At 71.6% G+C, this 18979-nt stretch carries 20 protein-coding genes; 13 read left to right on the plus strand and 7 right to left on the minus strand.

Annotation, left to right across the window (positions count from 1 at the left end; all coding sequences use genetic code 11):
- The 6 genes from J2X63_RS01980 (at position 1) to J2X63_RS02005 (ending at position 5176) form a co-directional block, all read left to right on the plus strand.
- Positions 1–702 carry a riboflavin synthase gene (locus J2X63_RS01980; protein WP_309973353.1) on the plus strand — a complete coding sequence of 234 codons (702 nt, stop codon included), beginning with the start codon at positions 1–3 and terminating at the stop codon, positions 700–702.
- Positions 699–2000: a GTP cyclohydrolase II gene (gene ribA / locus J2X63_RS01985; protein ID WP_309973355.1), complete on the plus strand. Its 1302-nt coding sequence runs from the start codon at positions 699–701 to the stop codon at positions 1998–2000. Before J2X63_RS01980 ends, ribA begins: the two co-directional genes overlap by 4 nt.
- Complete coding sequence (gene ribH / locus J2X63_RS01990; protein WP_309973357.1) at positions 1997–2467, plus strand: 6,7-dimethyl-8-ribityllumazine synthase; 471 nt, start codon at positions 1997–1999, stop codon at positions 2465–2467. Before ribA ends, ribH begins: the two co-directional genes overlap by 4 nt.
- Before the next feature lie 87 nt (positions 2468–2554).
- Entirely contained in the window at positions 2555–2911 is a 357-nt protein-coding gene (locus J2X63_RS01995; RefSeq protein WP_309973359.1) for a hypothetical protein, read from the plus strand.
- 212 nt (positions 2912–3123) lie between these two features.
- Complete coding sequence (locus tag J2X63_RS02000) at positions 3124–4545, plus strand: MFS transporter (RefSeq protein WP_309973361.1); 1422 nt, start codon at positions 3124–3126, stop codon at positions 4543–4545.
- 52 nt (positions 4546–4597) lie between these two features.
- Positions 4598–5176: a hypothetical protein gene (locus J2X63_RS02005; protein ID WP_309973363.1), complete on the plus strand. Its 579-nt coding sequence runs from the start codon at positions 4598–4600 to the stop codon at positions 5174–5176.
- A 57-nt stretch (positions 5177–5233) separates the two neighbouring features.
- On the opposite strand, the gene J2X63_RS02010 is transcribed toward J2X63_RS02005, so the two are convergent.
- The 4 genes from J2X63_RS02010 to J2X63_RS02025 form a co-directional block, all read right to left on the minus strand.
- Positions 5234–5587 carry a hypothetical protein gene (locus J2X63_RS02010; RefSeq protein ID WP_309973365.1) on the minus strand — a complete coding sequence of 118 codons (354 nt, stop codon included), beginning with the start codon at positions 5585–5587 and terminating at the stop codon, positions 5234–5236.
- Positions 5588–5707: 120 nt separating this feature from the next.
- Complete coding sequence (locus tag J2X63_RS02015; protein WP_309973367.1) at positions 5708–6541, minus strand: ABC transporter permease; 834 nt, start codon at positions 6539–6541, stop codon at positions 5708–5710.
- Positions 6538–7377, minus strand: a complete 840-nt coding sequence (locus J2X63_RS02020) for an ABC transporter permease (protein WP_309973369.1) — start codon at positions 7375–7377, stop codon at positions 6538–6540. The genes J2X63_RS02015 and J2X63_RS02020 overlap by 4 nt, the downstream gene beginning before the upstream one ends.
- On the minus strand, positions 7374–8300 hold the full coding sequence (locus J2X63_RS02025; protein ID WP_309973371.1) for an ATP-binding cassette domain-containing protein: 927 nt from the start codon (positions 8298–8300) through the stop codon (positions 7374–7376). Before J2X63_RS02025 ends, J2X63_RS02020 begins: the two co-directional genes overlap by 4 nt.
- A gap of 91 nt (positions 8301–8391) precedes the next feature.
- On the opposite strand from J2X63_RS02025, the gene J2X63_RS02030 reads away from it, so the two are divergent.
- The 4 genes from J2X63_RS02030 (at position 8392) to J2X63_RS02045 (ending at position 12489) form a co-directional block, all read left to right on the plus strand.
- Positions 8392–9309, plus strand: a complete 918-nt coding sequence (locus J2X63_RS02030) for a pseudouridine-5'-phosphate glycosidase (protein WP_309973373.1) — start codon at positions 8392–8394, stop codon at positions 9307–9309.
- Entirely contained in the window at positions 9293–10249 is a 957-nt protein-coding gene (locus J2X63_RS02035) for a PfkB family carbohydrate kinase (protein ID WP_309973375.1), read from the plus strand. Before J2X63_RS02030 ends, J2X63_RS02035 begins: the two co-directional genes overlap by 17 nt.
- A 38-nt stretch (positions 10250–10287) precedes the next feature.
- On the plus strand, positions 10288–10515 hold the full coding sequence (locus J2X63_RS02040) for a hypothetical protein (protein ID WP_309973377.1): 228 nt from the start codon (positions 10288–10290) through the stop codon (positions 10513–10515).
- Between the two features lie 81 nt (positions 10516–10596).
- Positions 10597–12489 carry an ABC transporter ATP-binding protein gene (locus J2X63_RS02045; protein ID WP_309973378.1) on the plus strand — a complete coding sequence of 631 codons (1893 nt, stop codon included), beginning with the start codon at positions 10597–10599 and terminating at the stop codon, positions 12487–12489.
- Between the two features lie 45 nt (positions 12490–12534).
- Here J2X63_RS02045 and J2X63_RS02050 read toward each other — a convergent pair whose 3' ends face one another.
- The gene (locus tag J2X63_RS02050) at positions 12535–13620 is read right to left on the minus strand and encodes a ScyD/ScyE family protein (protein ID WP_309973379.1); all 1086 of its coding nucleotides are present in this window, start codon (positions 13618–13620) and stop codon (positions 12535–12537) included.
- 271 nt (positions 13621–13891) lie between these two features.
- On the opposite strand from J2X63_RS02050, the gene J2X63_RS02055 reads away from it, so the two are divergent.
- From J2X63_RS02055 to J2X63_RS02065, 3 genes are all read left to right on the plus strand, one after another.
- On the plus strand, positions 13892–14713 hold the full coding sequence (locus J2X63_RS02055) for a hypothetical protein (RefSeq protein WP_309973381.1): 822 nt from the start codon (positions 13892–13894) through the stop codon (positions 14711–14713).
- 44 nt (positions 14714–14757) lie between these two features.
- On the plus strand, positions 14758–15234 hold the full coding sequence (locus J2X63_RS02060; RefSeq protein ID WP_309973383.1) for a 2'-5' RNA ligase family protein: 477 nt from the start codon (positions 14758–14760) through the stop codon (positions 15232–15234).
- 234 nt (positions 15235–15468) lie between these two features.
- Positions 15469–16389 carry a hypothetical protein gene (locus J2X63_RS02065; protein WP_309973385.1) on the plus strand — a complete coding sequence of 307 codons (921 nt, stop codon included), beginning with the start codon at positions 15469–15471 and terminating at the stop codon, positions 16387–16389.
- A 127-nt stretch (positions 16390–16516) separates the two neighbouring features.
- On the opposite strand, the gene J2X63_RS02070 is transcribed toward J2X63_RS02065, so the two are convergent.
- Positions 16517–17068, minus strand: coding sequence for a DUF1622 domain-containing protein (locus J2X63_RS02070; RefSeq protein ID WP_309973387.1), 552 nt, complete (start codon positions 17066–17068; stop codon positions 16517–16519).
- Positions 17069–17078: 10 nt separating this feature from the next.
- Entirely contained in the window at positions 17079–18944 is a 1866-nt protein-coding gene (locus J2X63_RS02075; RefSeq protein ID WP_309973389.1) for a phosphoenolpyruvate carboxykinase (GTP), read from the minus strand.
- Between the last annotated feature and the right edge of the window lie 35 nt (positions 18945–18979).

Here is an 18979-nt window from a genome sequence, read left to right on the forward strand (position 1 = left end):
ATGTTCACCGGAATCATCGAGGAGCTCGGCACCGTCACGCGCGTCGAGCGCAGCGCGGATGCCGTGCGGCTCACCGTGCGCGGACCGCTCGCCGTGCAGGGCGTGAAGCACGGCGACTCGATCGCCGTCTCGGGCGTGTGCCTCACCGTCGTCGGATTCGACGGAGCGTCGTTCACGGCCGACGTCATGGCGCAGACCCTCGCGATGTCCACCCTCGATGCCGCGACCGAGGGCCTCCCGGTCAACCTCGAGCGCGCCGCCCTCGTCGGCGACCGCCTCGGCGGCCACATCGTGCAGGGCCACATCGACGGCACCGCCCGCGTGCTCGAGATCCGTCCGGGCGAGGCCTGGCGCGTCATCCGCTTCTCGCTCGACGACGCCCATGCCCCGCTCGTCGTCGACAAGGGCTCGATCGCCGTCGACGGCGTCTCGCTCACGGTGAGCGCGCTCGGCGACGAGCCCGACGGGTCGTGGTTCGAGGTGTCGCTCATCCCCGAGACCCTCGCCGCCACCACCCTCGGCCGTCGCGAGGTCGGCGATCGCGTGAACGTCGAGACCGACATCCTGGCCCGGCACGTCGAGCGGATGCTGCGACTCGACGCGCATCGCTCCCTGCCGTCGTCGCTCACCGAGCCGTCGATCGCCGAGCGGCCGGCCGCCGAGCCGCCGGCGCACACCACGAGCGTGGGGAGCCTCGCATGAGCCTCGCCACGATCCCCGAGGTGCTCGAGGCGCTCCGTGCGGGCAAGCCCGTGCTCGTGGCCGACGACGAGGCGCGCGAGAACGAGGGCGACGCCATCATGGCCGCCGAGTTCGCCACGCAGGAGTGGATCGCGTGGATGGTGCGGCACACGAGCGGCTTCCTCTGCGCGCCCATGCCGAACGCTCTCGCCGACCGGCTCGAGCTGCCGCTCATGACCGAGCGGAACGAGGACCTGCGTGGCACGGCGTACACGATCTCGGTGGACGCGGCCGACCGCACCTCCACGGGCATCAGCGCCGCCGACCGCGCGCACACCCTGCGCGTGCTCGCCGACCCCGCGTCGACGCCCGATCGGCTCATCCGCCCGGGCCACGTCATTCCCCTGCGGGCGGTCGACGGCGGCGTGCGCGAACGCGCCGGCCACACCGAGGCGGCGGTCGACCTGATGCGCCTGGCCGGGCTCTCGCCCGTCGGCGTGATCGGCGAGATCGTGGCCGACGACGGCGAGATGATGCGGCTGCCCGGGCTGATCGAGTTGGGCGCCCGCGACGGACTGCCCGTGACCACGGTCGCGGCCCTCGTCGCCTGGCTGAACGAGTGGCACGCCGACGTCGACGACGCCGGCGCCGGCCCGGTCGCCGTGCCCGAGTCGTCGCGCGTCGCCTTCGAGGTCGAGACCTCGCTGCCGACCGACCACGGCGTGTTCACCGTTCGCGCGTACCGCGACCGCAGCACGGGCGCCGACCACGTGGCCATCATCCACGGCGACCCGGCGAACGACGCGGCCGGCGCGGTCGTGCGCGTGCACTCCGAGTGCCTGACCGGCGAGGCGTTCGGGTCGCTGAAGTGCGAGTGCGGCCCGCAGCTCGACGCCGCGCTCGACGAGATCCAGGCCCGCGACGGCGTCGTGGTCTACCTGCGGGGGCACGAGGGCCGCGGCATCGGGCTCATCAACAAGCTGCGCGCCTACCGTCTGCAGGAGGACGGCCTCGACACGCTCGACGCCAACCTGGCGCTGGGCCTCCCGGTCGACGCCCGCGACTACGGGGCCGCCACGGCGATCCTCACCGACCTCGGCATCGACACGGTGCGCCTGCTCACGAACAACCCCGACAAGGTGCGCCAGCTCGAGTCCCACGGCATCCGCGTCGCCGAGCGGCTCCCGCTCGTCGTCGGCGTGGGCGCCGTCAACGAGGGCTACCTCGACACCAAGCGTCGCCGCATGGGCCACGCCATCGACGATCAGCAGCTGACGGATGCCGCGGCTGAGACCCTCCTGGAAGGACACGCATCATGAGTGGAGCAGGCTCCCCCGAGCTCGACGTCGACGGCACCGGCCTCCGGGTGGTGATCGTCGCCGGCAGTTGGCACGACGAGATCACGAACGGGCTCATCGACGGCGCCACCCGAACCCTCGAGGCATCCGGCGCCTCGTTCGAGCTCGTGCGAGTGCCCGGCAGCTTCGAGCTGCCCGTCGTGTCGAAGGCGGCGCTCGAGGCGGGCGCCGACGCGGTCGTGGCGCTCGGCGTCATCATCCGCGGCGGCACGCCGCACTTCGAGTACGTCTCGGCAGCCGCGACCGACGGCCTCACCCGCGTCGCCCTCGACACCGGCAAGCCCGTCGGGTTCGGCGTGCTCACGCTCGACGACGAGCAGCAGGGCCTCGATCGTGCGGGCCTGCCGGGTTCCAAGGAGGACAAGGGTCGCGAGGCGGCCGAGGCCGCCATCGCGACGGCGCGGGCGATCCGCGCCGTCTGGCGGTGACCTGCGAGCCTCCGACCTTCGGATGATCTCGGCCCGCTGACGCCGATTCCGTCGTGGCGGCGGTCGCCGGCGCCCTAGGCTCTGGGCATGGACGTCTTGCGCATCATCCTCCTCATCCTCCACTTCGTCGGTCTCGCGATGCTCTTCGGCGGATTCCTGGTGCAACAGAAGGCGATCGCACGGGGCGAGGGCACCGTGCTGCCCATCATGTGGCGGGGCGCACTGACGCAGATCGTGACGGGCGTCCTCCTCGTGGCGACCATCCAGATGGGCGACCTGTTCGAGCTGAACAACGTGAAGCTCGCGGTGAAGCTCCTCATCGCGATCGTGATCACGGTGCTCGTCTTCGTCTACCGCACGAGGAAGCCGGCTCCGAGCTGGGCGCTCTGGACGGTCGGCGCGCTCACCTTCGCCAACATCGTCATCGCCGTCGCCTGGCACTGACCCGTCGGCGCGTGCCCGCGGCGCACGCCGCTCATCGCAAGATCCCGGCCGCTCGTCGCACCCGGTTCGATCGGCGGATGCCGCGGGCGTAGGGTGTTGCGGTTGCCACAAGCGACGATTCCCGGCCTCCGCGCCCATGCCCACGCCTGATCGACGTGCCCGTCGCGGAGCGGTCCCACACGTTCCACACGTTCCACGGAGTCACGCAGGCGATGTCCTCACCCACCCCAGCGGCCGCGACGGCCGCCACCCCGGTTCCCGCCAACCCGCGCAGCCGTGTCGTGCTCGCGAGCCTCATCGGCACGACGATCGAGTTCTACGACTTCTACGTCTACGCCACGGCGGCGGTGCTGGTCTTCCCCTACCTCTTCTTCCCGCCCGGTGACCCCACCGCGGCCCTGCTCGCGTCGTTCGCGGTCTTCGGCGCGGCCATGGTCGCCCGCCCGCTCGGTGCCGTCATCTTCGGGCACCTCGGCGACAAGCACGGACGCAAGGCGACCCTCGTCGGCGCCCTGCTCACCATGGGCATCGCCACGTTCCTCATCGGCGTGCTGCCGACCTACGCGATGGTCGGCTGGCTCGCACCACTGCTCCTCGTGATCCTCCGCATCGCGCAGGGCTTCGCGCTCGGCGGCGAGTGGTCGGGCGCCGCGCTCGTGGCCACCGAGAACGCCCCCGCCGGCAAGCGCGCCTGGTACGGCACCTTCCCGCAGCTCGGGGCACCGATCGGCTTCATCATCGCGAACGGCCTCTTCCTGGTGATCGCCGCGGTCCTGCCGTCCGAGGACCCGTCGATGCCGTCGCAGGCCTTCCTCGACTGGGGCTGGCGCATCCCGTTCCTGTTCTCGGCCGTTATGGTGATCGTGGGCCTCTGGGTGCGGCTGCGGCTCGTCGAGTCCACCGCGTTCTCCAAGGCGTCGAAGGCCGGCAAGCTCGCGAAGCTGCCGCTCGCCAGCGTGTTCCGCAACCACTGGAAGCAGCTCATCCTCGGCACCTTCTTCATGCTGGCGACCTACGTGCTCTTCTACCTGATGACCACGTTCTCGCTGGCGTACGGCCGTTCGCCCGTCGAGCCGCCCGAGGGCGCGCAGCCCGGACTCGGCTACTCGTACAACACCTTCGTGCTCATGCTCATCGCCGGCGTGGTGTTCTTCGGCATCTTCACCCTCGTGTCCGGCCCCTGGGCCGACCGCTGGGGTCGCCGGCGCACGCTCATCTGGGTCACGCTCGGCATCATCGTCTTCGGCCTCATCTGGGTGCCCCTGCTCGGCGCCGGCTTCTGGGGCGTCATGCTCTGGCTCATCGTCGGCTTCTCGCTCATGGGGCTCACGTTCGGGCCGATGGGCGCGCTGCTGCCCGAGCTGTTTCCCACGAACGTGCGCTACACGGGCTCGGGCATCGCCTACAACGTCTCGTCGATCCTCGGTGCCGCGGTGGCGCCGTTCATCGGCACGGCGCTCTGGGCCGCCGGCGGCGGCAGCCCCTTCTGGGTGGGTGTCTACCTCTCGGTCATGGCGGTCCTCACGTTGATCGCCCTGCTGCTCTCCAAGGAGACGAAGGACGTCGACTACGAGGCCGCCGGCGACGCTGAGACCGAGCTCGCCGAGGGCCAGGCCGAGGCCGCCAGCCTGTAGGTCGGCGACCCTGTCGCCCACGGCGATCGACCGGGGCGGATGCCACGGGCCCATGCCCGCGGCATCCGCCCTGTTTCATGCTCGTGAACGCTCGGCACGCACCCTTCTCGCCGTTCCCGGCCCGGCGTACCATGGCTGCGAACAGGGCCGTCGAGACGTCCGCCGGCACCGTCGGCGCTCGGGGACCCGGAACGGCGAGCCGCAGATGAACATGACGATGGACATGATGAAGGGCGCCATGTCGTCGTCGGGGAAGCCCATGGAGGGCATGGACCCGGCGATGATGCAGGAGTGTCTGGAGGCCCTCTCCGCGTGCATGCAGGCGTGCATCATGTGCGCCGATGCCGACGCGGGCGAGGGCATGGGCCGCTGCGCGGGCATGTGCGCGAACTGCGCCGACGTCTGCGACACCATGATGCGGATGATGCTCCGCATGAACGGCTGGGACGTGCAGGTCATGACGTCCATGATGCAGACGACGATCATGATGTGCCGGGCCTGCTCGGCGGAGTGCGCGATGCACGCCGAGATGAGCGAGCACTGCCGCATGTGCGCGATGGCGTGCGATCAGGCCGTCATGGCGATGGAGAAGATGATGGGCACCATGAGCGAGGCGATGCCGGTGGCGTGATCGCCGAGATCGCGGGGACGCGGGCCGGCTCGACGCCGCGATCCGGTCCGAGGAAGCTCAGGCGTAGGCGACGCTGAACCGGTCGCGGCCGCGCGCGAGCACGCCGTAGAGCGCGTGCAGCGCGACCGGCTCACCGGCCCGCAAGGCGTCGCCGAACGCGTCGTGGTGCCAGACGCGGTGCACCTCGCCGTCGTGGAAGCCGACGACGGTGGCGAAGCCGTGCGCGTCGACGCCTGAGACGACCGCGTCGATCCACTTGCTCGCGGTGGTGGCCGCGAGCCGCTCCTGCATCGCGTGCAGGCCGTGCCCGGGGCGGTCGCTGCGGCACTCCGATGCCGACTCGCAGCCGCGCATGCCCATCGCCGCGCCCGTGCGGGGCTCGGTGGTGGCGTGCGGCTCGTGGTGCGACATGAGGGCTCCTCGGTGATCGTTGCGGCCACGATACGCGCGGGTGCTGCGGATGTCGCGGGCCGGCGTCACACGCGGAAACACGGGGAAGCACGGTGACCGGCCCTCGGCCCGCTCGGTGTGTCAGTCGAGGAAGAGCGCCCGGAGCCGGCGGGTCGTGAAGACGAGGCCGATCGCGATCATGACGACGTAGTAGAGCACGTGCCAGAGCAGGCCCCAGCCGACGTCGCCGGTCGTGAGCCCGCGTACGAGTTCGACGCCGTGCCAGAGGGGCAGGGCCTCGATGACGCGCTGCAGCCACTCGGGGTAGACTTTGATCGGGTAGAACGTGGCCGAGAAGAGGAACATCGGCAACAGCACGAAGTTGATCCAGTCCATCTGCTGGAACGACTTCATGTAGCTCGTGATCGCCATGCCGAGGCTCGCGAACCCGAAGGCGATGAGCAGCACGGCGGGTACGGCGAGGAGCGCCCACCACGACAGGTTGAGCCCGAGCACCTGCATGACGAGCTGGAACCCGACGGCGTAGAGCGCGCCGCGCAGGAGCGCGAGCAGGATCTCGCCGAGGGCCACGTCGAGGGGGCCGAGCGAGGTGGAGAGCATGCCCTCGTAGAGCTTCGCGAACCGGATCTTGAAGAACACGTTCCACGTCGAGTCGTAGATCGCGCCGTTCATGGCCGCCACGGCCATCAGCGCGGGCGCGATGAACGCGGCGTAGGGCACGACCTGACCGCTCGCCGCGGTCAGATCGCCCACGAGCGTGCCGAGCCCGATGCCCATGGCGAGCAGGTAGAAGATCGGCTCGAAGAAGCCGCTGACCACCACCAGCCAGTTCGTGCTGCGGGTGGCGCGCCAGCCCCGGAGCATGACCGCCCTGGCGTTGCCGGAGTAGAGCGAGCGCACCGGCCGGCGCCGGGCGCCGGACTGCGCACGCTGGCGCTGCGTGACGTCGGTCATCGTCCGAGCCTCCGCACGGCGATGCGGCGAGCCCAGGCCCACCCCACCGCGATGAGCACGACGAGGTAGACGACGTGCACGACGCTGAGCCAGATCGGCTCGGCGTACCCGAAGGAGAACACCCGCGCCAGCTCGGTGCTGTGCCACAGCGGCGAGATCCACCCGATCCACTGCAGCCAGATCGGGAACGTGGACAGCGGGAAGAAGGTGCCCGAGAACAGCGTCATGGGCAGCACCACGAAGCGCATCACCATGGCGAGCTGCCCGGTGTCCTCCTCGAGGGTCGACGTGTAGCCCATGAGCACCGTGCCGAAGGCGAGCCCGCCGAGGAGGCCGGCGACGATCATGCCGACCGCCACCGGCGACGGCGCGGCGCCGAACACGAGGATGAGCAGGAGGAACAGCACGAGGTTCACCGTCATGCGCACCGCCACCGAGATGACGATGCCGTCGACGATCTGGGTGGGGCGCAGGGGCGAGGCGCTCATGCCGGTGAAGGTGGGATTCCACTTGTACCCGAGCATGATCGGGTAGGTGAACTCCTCACTGGCCACCGTGATGGCGGCGCTCGCGAGCAGCGCGGGTGCGACGAACACGAGGTAGCTGACGCCCTCGAGGTCGACGTCGACGATCGTCGCGAGGCCGACGCCGAGCGCATAGAGGTAGACCAGCGGGTTGCCGATGCCGGCGACGACGACGGTACCGGTGTAGCTCTTCATCACCCGGAACCGGTGCAGCGCCACGTACCAGGCGCCGAAGCGGCGGGTCCGGCGCCCGCCGGCGATCGCGCGCGCGGTGGCCGGGTCGGTCGACACGACCGAGAGTCGTTCGGTCATTCGATGAGGCTCCGTCCGGTCAGGCGGAGGAAGACGTCTTCGAGGCTCGAGCGGCGCACGAGGCTCGTGATGGGGCGGAAGCCGGCATCGGTGATGCGCACCAGCTCGGCCTCGCCGCTGTCGCTGTACACGAGGATGCGGTCGGGCAGCACCTCCATGCGGTCACCGATGCCGGCGAGGCGCTCGGCCACCTCGCTGTTGCGGTCGCTGCCGAACCGCACCTCGAGCACCTCGCGGGAGGAGTAGCGGCGGATGAGGTCGGCCGGCGTGCCCTCGGCCATGATGGCGCCCTTGTCGACCACGACGAGCCGATCGCAGAGCTGCTCGGCCTCGTCCATGTAGTGGGTGGTGAGGAGCAGCGTGGTGCCCTGCTCCTTCAGCCGGAACAGGCGGTCCCAGAGGATGTGCCTGGCCTGCGGGTCGAGACCGGTGGTGGGTTCGTCGAGCAGCAGCACCCGTGGGTCGTTGATGAGCGCCCGCGCGATGGTGAGCCGCCGCTTCATGCCGCCCGAGAGCGAGTCGACCTTGGCCTTGCCCTTGTCCTCCAGCTGGGCGAACGCGAGCAGCTCGTCGGCGCGCTTCGCGACGAGGCGGCCCGGCATGCCGAAGTAGCGGCCGTAGACGAGCAGGTTCTCGCGCACGCGCAGCTCGGCGTCGAGGTTGTCGGCCTGCGGCACGACGCCCAGTTGCGACCGGATCTCGGGCCCGTGCGTGTCGGGGTCGAGCCCGAGGATCGCCAGGTCGCCCGACGTGCGCGTGGAGACCGCGCCGACCATGCGCATCGTGGTCGACTTGCCGGCACCGTTGGGCCCGAGCAGACCGAACGACTCGCCGGGCGCCACCTCGAAGGAGATGCCGTCGACCGCGGCGAACTCGCCATAGCGCTTCACGAGGTCCTGGGCGACGATGACAGGTGCTGGCACGGTACTCCACCGTAGCCGCGGCCGCCGACATCGGCGAGCGGATGCCGCGGCGGCCTGTTGCACGGTCGCAGCGCGCCCCTACGATGACGACATGCAGACCCTGACGCCGGCGATCCGCGTGTCCGATGAGGTGCGCGCCGCCATCGACGCGGGCGCTCCCGTGCTGGCGCTCGAGTCGACGATCCTGAGCCACGGCCTCCCCGCCCCGCGCAACCTCGAGGTCGGGCTGGCGGCCGAGCGACAGGTGCGCGACGCCGGGGTGGTGCCCGCCACGATCGGCGTCGTCGACGGCATCGCGGTCGTGGGGCTCTCCCCCGCCGAGATCGAGCGGCTCTGCACCCCGGGCGACGTGGTGAAGGCGAGCGTGCGCGACCTGCCCATCGCCCGGGCCAAGGGCCTCGACGGCGGCACGACCGTGGCGGCGACGGCGTGGCTCGCGCACCGCGCCGGCGTCCGCGTCATGTCGACCGGAGGGCTCGGCGGCGTGCATCGCGGGGCGAGTGAGACGTTCGACGAGTCGGCCGACCTGGGCACGCTGGCGACAACGCCGATCACGCTCGTGAGCGCGGGCGTCAAGTCGATCCTCGACATCGGCGCGACCCTCGAGCGCCTCGAGACGCTCAACGTGCCGGTCGTCGGCTACCGCACGAATCGGTTCCCCGGCTTCTACGTCGCCGACTCGGGCTTCGCACTCGACTACCGCATCGAGAGCGCAGCGGATGCCGCGGCGCTGGCGCACGCGCGCGACGAGCTCGGCCTCTCCTCGGCGGTGCTGGTGGCGAACCCGGTCGACGAGGAGCAGCAGCTCGACCCCGCGTTCCACGACCGGGTGCTCGCCGAGGCGCTGGCCGCGGCATCCGACGCCGGCATCACCGGGCACGACACCACGCCGTTCCTGCTCGACCACATGCAGCGGGCGACCGGCGGGCGGAGCCTCGAGGTCAACCTCGCGGTGTACCGCGGCAACGTCGCGCTCGGGGCGGAGATCGCGCGTGCCATCGCCGGATGAGCGCGAGCCGGCGGCATCGGCCGGGGTGCTCGCCGTGGTCGGTGACCTCGTCGAGGACGTCGTCGTGTGGGCTTCGGAGCCGGTGCGCGCCGCGACCGATACGGCGGCACGAGTGTTCCGCGCCCGGGGCGGGAGCGCCGCGAACGTCGCCGCCCTCGCCGCACGGCTCGTGCCGGCGCGCTTCATCGGTCGGGTGGGGTCGGATGCCGCGGGCGAGGCGCTCATGACCGAGCTGGCCGCGGCCGGGGTCGACGTGCGCGTGCAACGCGAGGGGCGCACGGGCACGGTCGTGCTCCTCGTCGACCCCGACGGCGAGCGCTCCATGTTCCCCGACCGCGGCGCCTCCGCCGACTTGGCCCACGTCGACGACCGGTGGCTCGACGGGGTGGCCTGGCTGCACGTGCCGGCCTACGGGCTCGAGCTGGAGCCCATGCGCGGCGAGTGCGTCCGCCTCGCGGGTGTCGCCCACTCGGCGGGAGCCCGCGTCTCGGTCGACGCCTCCTCGACCGGGCTGCTGTCGGCGCTCGGCGTCGGGTCGGCGATCGGCCTGATCCGGGCGATGCGCGCCGACGTGTGCTTCGCGAACGAGGACGAGGCCGCGCTGCTCGGCCTCGCCGGCGGCGGCGCGGTCGCGGCATCCGTCGCACCCGTGGTCGTGGTCAAGCACGGGCCGCTGCCGACCGACGTGATCGTCGCCGGCGAGCTCGCCGAGCGGGTGGACGTGGCGCCGGTCTCCGGCATCCGCGATCTCACGGGCGCCGGCGACGCGTTCGCCGCCGGCTTCCTCGCTGCGACGCTGCAGGGGGCTGATGCCGCGGCGGCGTGCCTCGCGGGTCATGCCGCCGCGGCCTCCGTGCTCACGAGCCCGGGCGCCCACGCACCGACCGCGGCGACCGCGCCGGCCGCCGCCGAGGTCGCGGCGAGGCATCCGTCAACCTGAATTGACTTTTCGCCCGTTCGTCAATTACGGTTGACGACATGGACGACCGCACGCTCCGCACCGCCATCGCCGCCGCCGACGGCGACGACCCCTACCGGGCGCTCCGCGACCTGCACCGCGCCCGCATCGAGGTGAACCTCGCGCTCGACCGCGCCGAGGCCGTCGCCGTCCGGCGCGCGCGGGCGGCGGGATCCAGCTGGCAGCTCATCGCCCTCGCGCTCGAGGTGTCGAAGCAGGCGGTGCACAAGAAGTACGGACGCAGGTAGGCGACGTATGCTGCAAGGCGGCGACGACGCAGGCATCGGGCGGATGCGGCATCCGCTCACCTCGCACACCAGGAAGAGCAGATGAGCACCACGCAGACCCCCACCCCCGCCCGACGCAGTTCCTTCGGCCGGCGCGGAACCCCGCCGACCGGCCCGCGCGCCACGTTCCGGCAGCTGCTGCCATTCATCTTCGAGCACCGCCCCGTGCTCATCTGGGTCGCCGTGCTCTCGATCATCGGCGCCATCACGAGCCTCGCCCAGCCGCTGCTCGTCGCCCAGGTGATCACCATCGTGGAGGCCGGCCAGCCGCTCGGGTGGATCGTGTGGGGCCTCATCGCCCTCGTGATCATCAGCGGCATCATCTCGGGGTACCAGCACTACCTGCTGCAGCGCACCGGCGAGGGCGTCGTGCTCTCGAGCCGCAAGCGCCTCGTCGCGAAGCTGCTGCGCCTGCCCATCGCGGAGTTCGACACGCGCCGAACCGGCGACCTCGTGTCGCGCGTGGGCAGCGACACCACGATGCTGCGCGCCGCCCTCACCCAGGGTCTCGTCGAGGCGATCGGCGGCACCGTCACCTTCATCGGCGCGCTCATCGCGATGCTCATCATCGACCCCGTGCTGCTCGGCCTCACCGTGCTCGTCATCGCCATCGCGATCACCACGGTCACCCTGCTCTCGGGGCGGGTGCGCGAGGCGTCGCACCAGGCGCAGGAGAAGGTCGGCGACGTCGCCGCCTCCGTCGAGCGGGCCATCAGCGCCGTGCGCACCATCCGGGCGTCGGGCGCCACCGAGCGCGAGATCCGCTCGGTCGACGCGGCCGCCGAGGGCGCGTGGGAGATGGGGGTGCGCGTCGCCAAGGTCTCGGCCCTCATCGTGCCCGTCGCGGGCATCGCCATGCAGGTGTCGTTCCTCGTCGTGCTCGGCGTCGGCGGCTTCCGCGTCGCCTCGGGCGCCATCACCGTCGCCGACCTCGTCGCGTTCATCCTCTTCCTCTTCATGATGATCCTGCCGCTCGGCCAGGCGTTCGGGGCCGTCACCTCGGTGAACCAGGCGCTCGGCGCACTCGGCCGCATCCAGGAGATCCTCGACCTGCCCGACGAGGACGCGCACGACCGCGACCTCGCCCCGCTCGCCGTCATGGTCGGCGACGCGAACAGCGCCGTGCGGCCCGACGCCCCCGCGATCGAGCTCGACGACGTGCACTTCGCGTACGCCGCCACCCGGCAGGACCCGGCCGACCCCGGCAACGACTCCCCCGACGAGCACCTGCCCGAGCCCGACGTGACCGCGCGCCAGCCGGTGCTCCGCGGCGTCTCGTTCCACGTCCCGCGGGGCCAGCGGGTGGCGCTGGTCGGGCCCTCGGGCGCCGGCAAGTCCACGATCCTCGCCCTCATCGAGCGGTTCTACGATCCGAGCGTCGGCGAGGTGCGCATGGGCGGCCTCGACCTGCGCACGCTCGACCGGCACGAGCTTCGGGCGCAGATCGGCTACGTCGAGCAGGATGCCCCGGTGCTGGCCGGATCCCTCCGCGACAACCTCAAGCTCGGCAGCCCCGACGCGACCGACGCCGAGTGCGAGCACGTGCTGCGCGCCGTGAACCTCGGCTCGGTGCTCGACCGCGACCCGGCCGGACTCGACGCGGCGGTCGGCGAGGACGGCATCATGCTCTCGGGCGGCGAGCGCCAGCGCCTCGCCATCGCCCGCGCCCTGCTCGCTGCGCCGCCGATCCTGCTGCTCGACGAGTCCACGTCGTCGCTCGACGGCCTGAACGAGCGCATGATGCGCGAGGCGATCGACGCCGTCTCGGCGGGCCGCACGCTCATCGTGATCGCGCACCGCCTGTCCACGGTGATCGACTCCGACCGCATCGTCGTGCTCGACGGCGGGCACGTGATCGGCGAGGGCACCCACGCGGAGCTCGTCGACGCCGTGCCGCTCTACCGCGACCTCGCGGCGCACCAGCTGCTGGTCTGAGGTCGGCCGGGCCGTCGCCTGCCGCGACGGCCCCGAGCGCGGCCGCTAGCGCAGCCCGATCGAGACGACCCTCCCGTCGCCGAACACGTCGGTCGAGACGTAGAGCCGGCCGCGCTGCCACTCGACGCCGGCAGGCGAGGTCAGCTCGGCGAAGGTGCTGACCTCGCCGCGCTTCGTGATGACCGACACCCGGTCGGCGAACAACTCGGCGACGAAGACCGTTCCGTTCGGCGCGACCGCGAGGCCGCTGGCACCGGCGAATCCGGTCGCGTACAGCTGCACCTCCCCCGTCGTCGGGTTCACCCGGTACACCGAGCCGTTCGCGCCGAGGCTCGCGTCCTCGGGGCCGCCGGGCAACGAGGTGACGTAGAGCCAGCCGTCCTTGCCCAGCTCGACGTCCGTCGGTACCGGCTCGGTGATGAACTCATGGCCGACGACGCAGTCGGGCAGGCCGAATGACGCGGCGAGCGCCTCCGTGGCGACGAAGCTCGACGGCGGCAGCACGGCGACCGTCGAGATGTCACCGGCCGAGTCGACGGCGAGCACGGCGTTCGCGCCCGCATCCGCGACGTACGTCACGTCCTTCAGCATGAGGGAACCATAGACATGCGTGTCGATAGCGCCGCCGTGCGGCCCGACGAACGGCAGCAGGAACGGCGGGATCTGTGCGAGGCACTCCTCCGGCAGGTCGCGGAACCCGTACTCGGCGTCCGCGTCGGGATTGTTCTCCTCTTCCCACGCCAGCACGTCGACCGAGGTCACCGTTCCGTCTGCCCCACGCCGCATGAGCCGGGACGCGAGGACCTGCTCCATGTCGCCCTCGCGCTCGCCCCACGTGACGACGCCGTCGAGCGTCGAGACGGCCGCGACGCCGGGACCCGTCGCGAGGTCCTCCGAGGTCCCGCCGGAGATCTTCGTGAGCAGGCCCGCGAAGTCCTGGCCGACGTAGAGGGTGCCGTCGGGCGTCACGTCGAACGTGAGCGGCCCGATGAGGTGCTCGGCCTGCGCCACCGTCTCGCCGGGCGACGGCGGCTTCGGCCCGTTCGGCGCGGCGACGGCCGGCGACGCGATCGCCGTGAGCGCCACCCCCGTGAGTATCGCGGTCGTGGCGAGCGCAGTGGATCGACGCATGGTGCTCTCCTTCGAGGAACGCCGCATCGGGAATGCTCACGCCGAGGCCGCTGTCTCGGGCCACAGCTGCGGCGGATGGCCGGACTCTACGCCGACGCGGAGGTGGCGAAAACCCCCGAACGAGGGACACCGCGAGCGGGAACCGACTCAGGGAGAACCCCGGGGCCGAATGGGGGCTGGCCGGGATGGCGCGCTGCATCATGCTCCGTAGCGTGGGCCCCCGCACCCGATCCCGGGGTGCCCCGAGCCTATTCCCCCACGGAGGACCATCATGACCATCGCGACCATGTCCGCCACGCGCGACCTCTCCCGTCTCGACGAACTGCCCGTCGACCTCATCGACGACCTGCCGAACGTCGCCGGCGCGTCCTCGGCGCGCGCGGGCCTCGGCGACTCGTTCGAGCGGGTGCAGGCCGGCATCCAGGGCTGGCTCCGCCACTGGGAGCCCCTGCGCCTTCCCGCCTTCGCCGCCGTGCGCGACGAGATGCCCGCGTCCGACCGCGGTCGCAGCGGTCTGCGCGCGGCGCCCACCACGACCGACGGCGCGGTGCGGGTCACGGCGAGCCTCTACGACCCGCCGAGCCGCGAGGGTGCGCCGCTCAACTGGTCCCGCAACTGGACGAGCCTTGCCGTGCTGCCGCCGGCACGCGAAGCCGGACGCCTCTACTACCGCTTCCGCGTGTCCAGCCGCCTCGTGCTCGACGGACGGGCCGAGCTCAGCCTCGCGTCGACGAGCGTGCACTTCGGCATCGTGCCGGATGCCGCGAAGGCGAGCCCGTTCGAGGCTCCCGGTTTCGCCACCCCCATCGCGCGCCCGCTCGTCGGCGTGCAGGCCCGGGAGGACCAGGACGCCTCGGCATCGCAGGTGTTCGAGGGCTCGATCACGGTGCGCCAGGGCGACACGCCCGCGATGGCCTTCGTCATCGGCACCGACCTGCTCTTCCAGGACGGCTGGGTGCGCGTGCACGAGGGCTCCAGCACCTGGATCGGCCCGTCGGAGCCCGGCGCCAGCGGAACAGTCGAGTTCCGCTACGCCCCCGCCGCGATGCTGCGCCTGCTCGGACGGCTCGACGAGCCGCATGGGGACGCCTGACCGGCATCCGGCCGACGCAGCAGACCGCGGTCTAGAATCGCCGGATGCCGCGCTTCGTCGTCGTGCTGCCGCTGGTGCCGCTCACGGAGGGCGACGAGTTCACCGTCGCCGACTGGCCGCTGCACGTTACGCTCGTCGAGCCGTTCCAGGCCGACGTGGCGGGCGAGGAGGTCGCAGGCATCCTCGCCGGCGTCGAGGGCATCGGCTCGGGCGGGTCGCCGGTTCGCGCCACCGCCGGCGACGAGGCGATGTTCGGCCGCCGGGGCGACGTTCCCGTGACCCTCGTGCACGACGCGGGTGAGCTCGCAGCGCTGCGAGGCCGCGCGATGCGCGGCTTGGCCGCGGCGGGCATCGACGTGCGCGCGCGCCTCGACTTCCGGCCCCACGTCACGCGCAAGCACCACGGCGCCCTCGTCCCGGGTGACCGCGTGGTGCTCGACACCGTCGCCCTCATCGACATGCGCCCGGCCGAGGGCGCGCACCACCGCCGCGTCGTGGCGGCGTGGCGCCTCAACGCGTGACCCGCACAGCCGCGGTCGTCGCGCCCGCGCGACATGCCGGCCGGGAGGGACGAGCGGTCACGTTCCGCTCCCATCCATGGGCGGTCTCCCCCCATCGTGGCCGCTCACCCGTGCGGCTTCGGCGCGGCGCCGCGCCGCGACGCACTCGACCCCCACACGCCGCGACGCGCGGATTCACTCCCGCCCGACACCAGCGCGCTGCCGTCGATGCGGTGGACGTCGCACACTGAGCGGATGCCGCGAGCTCCGCACCCGCTTCCAGCACACCTGCACGATCGGGGCTTCACCGTCGCGGAGGCTCGCGCGCACGGGCTCACGCCGGCCCGGTTGCGGGCGTCCGATCTCGTGGCGCCGGCTTGGGGCATCCGGCATCCCGCCGACGCCGCAGACGGGCCGGACCTCCGCGCGCAGCTGCTGGCACGGCGCCCTCCCGGGTCGTTCCTGAGCCATGGCACGGCCGCGGCGTTCTGGGGCCTGCAGGTCGAGCCGCCGCACGACCGAGGCCTGGTGCACCTCGGCGTGGGTCCGGAGCTGCCGCGTCCACGGGGCGCCGGAGTTCGCGGGCATCGTATGAACCTGCGCCCAGGCGAGTTGCACCTCGCCGGACCAGTCGCCGTGACGGCGCCGGCCCGGACCTGGTTGGACCTGGCGACGACGGGTCTCAGCGTGGAGGACCTCATCGTCGCCGCCGATCGGATCCTGTGCCGCCGCCGGCCCCTCGCCACGGTTCACGAGCTCGAGCGGATGCTGCTGCGGCATCCGGGTGCTCGTGGCATCCGCCTGCTCCGCCGTGCCATTCCCGAGGCGGTCGAGGAGGCCGACTCATCGCGCGAGACCAGGCTCCGGTTGCGTCTCGTGCACGCCGGACTGCCGAGGCCCACCCCTGGCTTCGCCGTGGTCGACGCGGTGGGAACCACGGTCGCCGTCGCCGACCTCGCCTTTCCCGACTACCGGGTGCTGATCGAGTACGAAGGTGCCCATCACCTCATCGACGGACGACAGTGGGCGCACGATCTCGATCGGTTCAACCGGTACCAGGAGCTCGGATGGCTCTGCCTCCGCGTCGGTGCACGCCAGTTCGATGCCCTGCCCGCCACGGTCGCGTTGATCGAGCGAGCGCTTCGGGCCCGTGGATGGCGTCCGGCCGGGCGGTGACACGCAGCGCTTGGCGTCGAGTGGTCACGATCGGCGGTCTTCCGTGAGGGATCTGCGCGCGTTGCGACCACTCGGCGGAAACGCCGTGGCGCGTCCCCGGGCGGTTGGCGGTCGGCGACCGGGCGCGTCAGCGTGCGTCGGCTGCGGCCGGCGTCGCGTCGGCATCGTCGATCGGCTCGGCGCGCTTCTGCCACGGCCACCGCCCCGAGACCTCGAGCTCGAGCGACCAGCTGAGGAACGTGCGGATGAGCACGATGATCGCGAGCACCAGCACCGAGTCGAGCGTGGGCGTCACGGCGACGGTCTTGATGATGTCCGCCGCGACGAGCAGCTCGAGGCCGAGCAGGATGGCGCGGCCGAGCACGCGGCGGAATCGATCGTAGATCGGATACTTCCCGCGGATGCCCCTGAGACCGGCGTCGATGCTCGCGTAGAGCACGCCGACCACGATGGCCAGCACGCCGACCACGTCGATGACCTGGCCGATCGACTCGATGATGGTGCCGAACTCCATGGCGCCTCCCGCCGCACACGCTAGCGCCGTGAGCGGGTCGTCGCGACGCGACGTGCCGCTGAGGCGGATGACGGATGCCGCGGACGCGGCGCCTTCCCGTGCGCGCACGCCCGCGGCATCCGTCAACCGCACGATGGTGCGCCCCAGCGGACCGGGGCGCACCATCGTGGGCGGGTTATGCCTCCTGGTGCTGCAGGTGGTAGCGCAGGCTCGCGAGCTCCGCCTTGAGCGCGGCGGGCACGCGGTCGCCGAACTGCGCGAAGTACTCCTCGGTGAGGTCGCATTCGGCGAGCCACGAGTCGCGGTCCACGTCGAAGAGCTGCTCGAGCGCGTCATCCGTGATCTCGATGCCGTCGAGGTCGAGCGAGTCGGATGCCGGGAGCAGGCCGATCGGCGTCTCCACCGCGTCGGCGCCGCCCTCGATGCGCCCGACGATCCACTCGAGCACGCGCGAGTTCTCGCCGAATCCGGGCCAGAGGAACGAGCCGTCGGCACCCTTGCGGAACCAGTTCACCTGGAAGATCTTCGGCGCGTGGTCGCCGAGGACGCGGCCCATCTTCACCCAGTGACCCCAGTAGTCGGCCATGTTGTAGCCGCAGAACGGCAGCATCGCGAACGGGTCACGACGCAGCTCGCCCACGGTGCCCTCGGCTGCGGCGGTCTGCTCGGAGGAGATGGTCGCGCCCATGAACACGCCGTGCTTCCAGCTGCGCGCCTCGGCGACGAGGGGCACGTTGGTGGCCCGACGCCCGCCGAAGAGGATCGCGTCGATCGGCACGCCGTCGTGCGCGTCCCAGTCGTCGGAGATCTGCGGGCACTGCGCCGCCGCCACGGTGAACCGGGAGTTCGGGTGGGCGGCGGGGCGCCCGGATGCCGGGGTCCACGGGTTCCCCTCCCAGTCGGTGAGCTCGGCCGGCGCCTCATCCGTCAGCCCCTCCCACCAGACGTCGCCGTCGGGACGAAGCGCCACGTTCGTGAAGATCGTGTTGCCCCAGAGGGTCTGCACGGCGGTCGGGTTCGTGGTCTCGCCCGTGCCGGGCGCGACCCCGAAGAATCCGGCCTCGGGGTTGATCGCGTAGAGGCGGCCGTCCTCGCCCGGCCGCATCCAGGCGATGTCGTCGCCGATGGTCTCGACGCGCCATCCGGGGATCGTGGGCTGCATCATCGCGAGGTTCGTCTTGCCGCACGCCGACGGGAATGCCGCAGCGACGTGGTACACCTTGCCGGCGGGCGACGTCACCTTGATGAGCAGCATGTGCTCGGCGAGCCAGCCCTCGTCGCGAGCCATGACACTCGCGATGCGGAGCGCGAAGCACTTCTTCGCGAGCAGCGCGTTGCCGCCGTAGCCCGAGCCGTACGACCAGATCTCGCGCGAGTCGGGGAACTGCACGATGTACTTCGTCTCGTTGCACGGCCAGTCGACCTCGGGTCGGCGGTGGCCGACCCCGTCGACGAGCGGGTAGCCGACCGAGTGGATCGTGCGCACCCACGGCTCACCGGCCTCGATGAGGCGGTACACGGACTCGCCCATGCGGGTCATGATGCCCATCGAGAGCACGACGTAGGGCGAATCCGTGATCTCGACGCCGAGCTGCGAGATGGGGCCGCCGAGCGGGCCCATCGAGAACGGCACGACGTACATCGTGCGGCCCTTCATCGAGCCGTCGAAGACGTCGAGCAACTCGGTGCGCATCTCGCGGGGATCGCGCCAGTTGTTCGTGGGGCCGGCGTCCTCCTCGTAGGTGGAGCAGATGAAGGTGCGGTCCTCGACGCGGGCGACATCGCCGGCGTCGGTGCGCGCGAGGTAGCTGTTCGGTCGCCACTCGGGGTTCAGCTTCACGAGCTTGCCCTCGGCGACGAGCTGCTTGGTGAGCAGGTCGGCCTCGTGCTTGGAGCCGTCGCACCAGACGATCTCGTCGGGCTTGGTGAGCGCGGCGATCTCGTCGACCCAGGCACGGAGGGCGGGGTCGGTGGTGCCGCGCTGCGCGTGCTCGGATGACTCGGAGCCGGAGGTTCCGATCGAGAACTCTGAGATCGTCATCGTCGTCCCTTTCGTGGTTCCCGACCGGGGGTCGG

The sequence above is a fragment of the Agromyces sp. 3263 genome, assembly GCF_031456545.1.
Lineage (GTDB): Bacteria > Actinomycetota > Actinomycetes > Actinomycetales > Microbacteriaceae > Agromyces.

Excerpts from the sequence above, each read along its gene's own strand:
- J2X63_RS01980 (WP_309973353.1), top strand. The coding sequence starts at position 1 with ATGTTCACCGGAATCATCGAGGAGCTCGGCACCGTCACGCGCGTCGAG.
- ribA (WP_309973355.1), top strand. The coding sequence starts at position 699 with ATGAGCCTCGCCACGATCCCCGAGGTGCTCGAGGCGCTCCGTGCGGGC.
- ribH (WP_309973357.1), top strand. The coding sequence starts at position 1,997 with ATGAGTGGAGCAGGCTCCCCCGAGCTCGACGTCGACGGCACCGGCCTC.
- J2X63_RS01995 (WP_309973359.1), top strand. The coding sequence starts at position 2,555 with ATGGACGTCTTGCGCATCATCCTCCTCATCCTCCACTTCGTCGGTCTC.
- J2X63_RS02000 (WP_309973361.1), top strand. The coding sequence starts at position 3,124 with ATGTCCTCACCCACCCCAGCGGCCGCGACGGCCGCCACCCCGGTTCCC.
- J2X63_RS02005 (WP_309973363.1), top strand. The coding sequence starts at position 4,598 with ATGCCCGCGGCATCCGCCCTGTTTCATGCTCGTGAACGCTCGGCACGC.
- J2X63_RS02010 (WP_309973365.1), bottom strand. The coding sequence starts at position 5,587 with ATGTCGCACCACGAGCCGCACGCCACCACCGAGCCCCGCACGGGCGCG.
- J2X63_RS02015 (WP_309973367.1), bottom strand. The coding sequence starts at position 6,541 with ATGACCGACGTCACGCAGCGCCAGCGTGCGCAGTCCGGCGCCCGGCGC.
- J2X63_RS02020 (WP_309973369.1), bottom strand. The coding sequence starts at position 7,377 with ATGACCGAACGACTCTCGGTCGTGTCGACCGACCCGGCCACCGCGCGC.
- J2X63_RS02030 (WP_309973373.1), top strand. The coding sequence starts at position 8,392 with ATGCAGACCCTGACGCCGGCGATCCGCGTGTCCGATGAGGTGCGCGCC.
- J2X63_RS02040 (WP_309973377.1), top strand. The coding sequence starts at position 10,288 with ATGGACGACCGCACGCTCCGCACCGCCATCGCCGCCGCCGACGGCGAC.
- J2X63_RS02045 (WP_309973378.1), top strand. The coding sequence starts at position 10,597 with ATGAGCACCACGCAGACCCCCACCCCCGCCCGACGCAGTTCCTTCGGC.
- J2X63_RS02050 (WP_309973379.1), bottom strand. The coding sequence starts at position 13,620 with ATGCGTCGATCCACTGCGCTCGCCACGACCGCGATACTCACGGGGGTG.
- J2X63_RS02055 (WP_309973381.1), top strand. The coding sequence starts at position 13,892 with ATGACCATCGCGACCATGTCCGCCACGCGCGACCTCTCCCGTCTCGAC.
- J2X63_RS02060 (WP_309973383.1), top strand. The coding sequence starts at position 14,758 with ATGCCGCGCTTCGTCGTCGTGCTGCCGCTGGTGCCGCTCACGGAGGGC.
- J2X63_RS02065 (WP_309973385.1), top strand. The coding sequence starts at position 15,469 with ATGCCGCGAGCTCCGCACCCGCTTCCAGCACACCTGCACGATCGGGGC.
- J2X63_RS02070 (WP_309973387.1), bottom strand. The coding sequence starts at position 17,068 with ATGGTGCGCCCCGGTCCGCTGGGGCGCACCATCGTGCGGTTGACGGAT.
- J2X63_RS02075 (WP_309973389.1), bottom strand. The coding sequence starts at position 18,944 with ATGACGATCTCAGAGTTCTCGATCGGAACCTCCGGCTCCGAGTCATCC.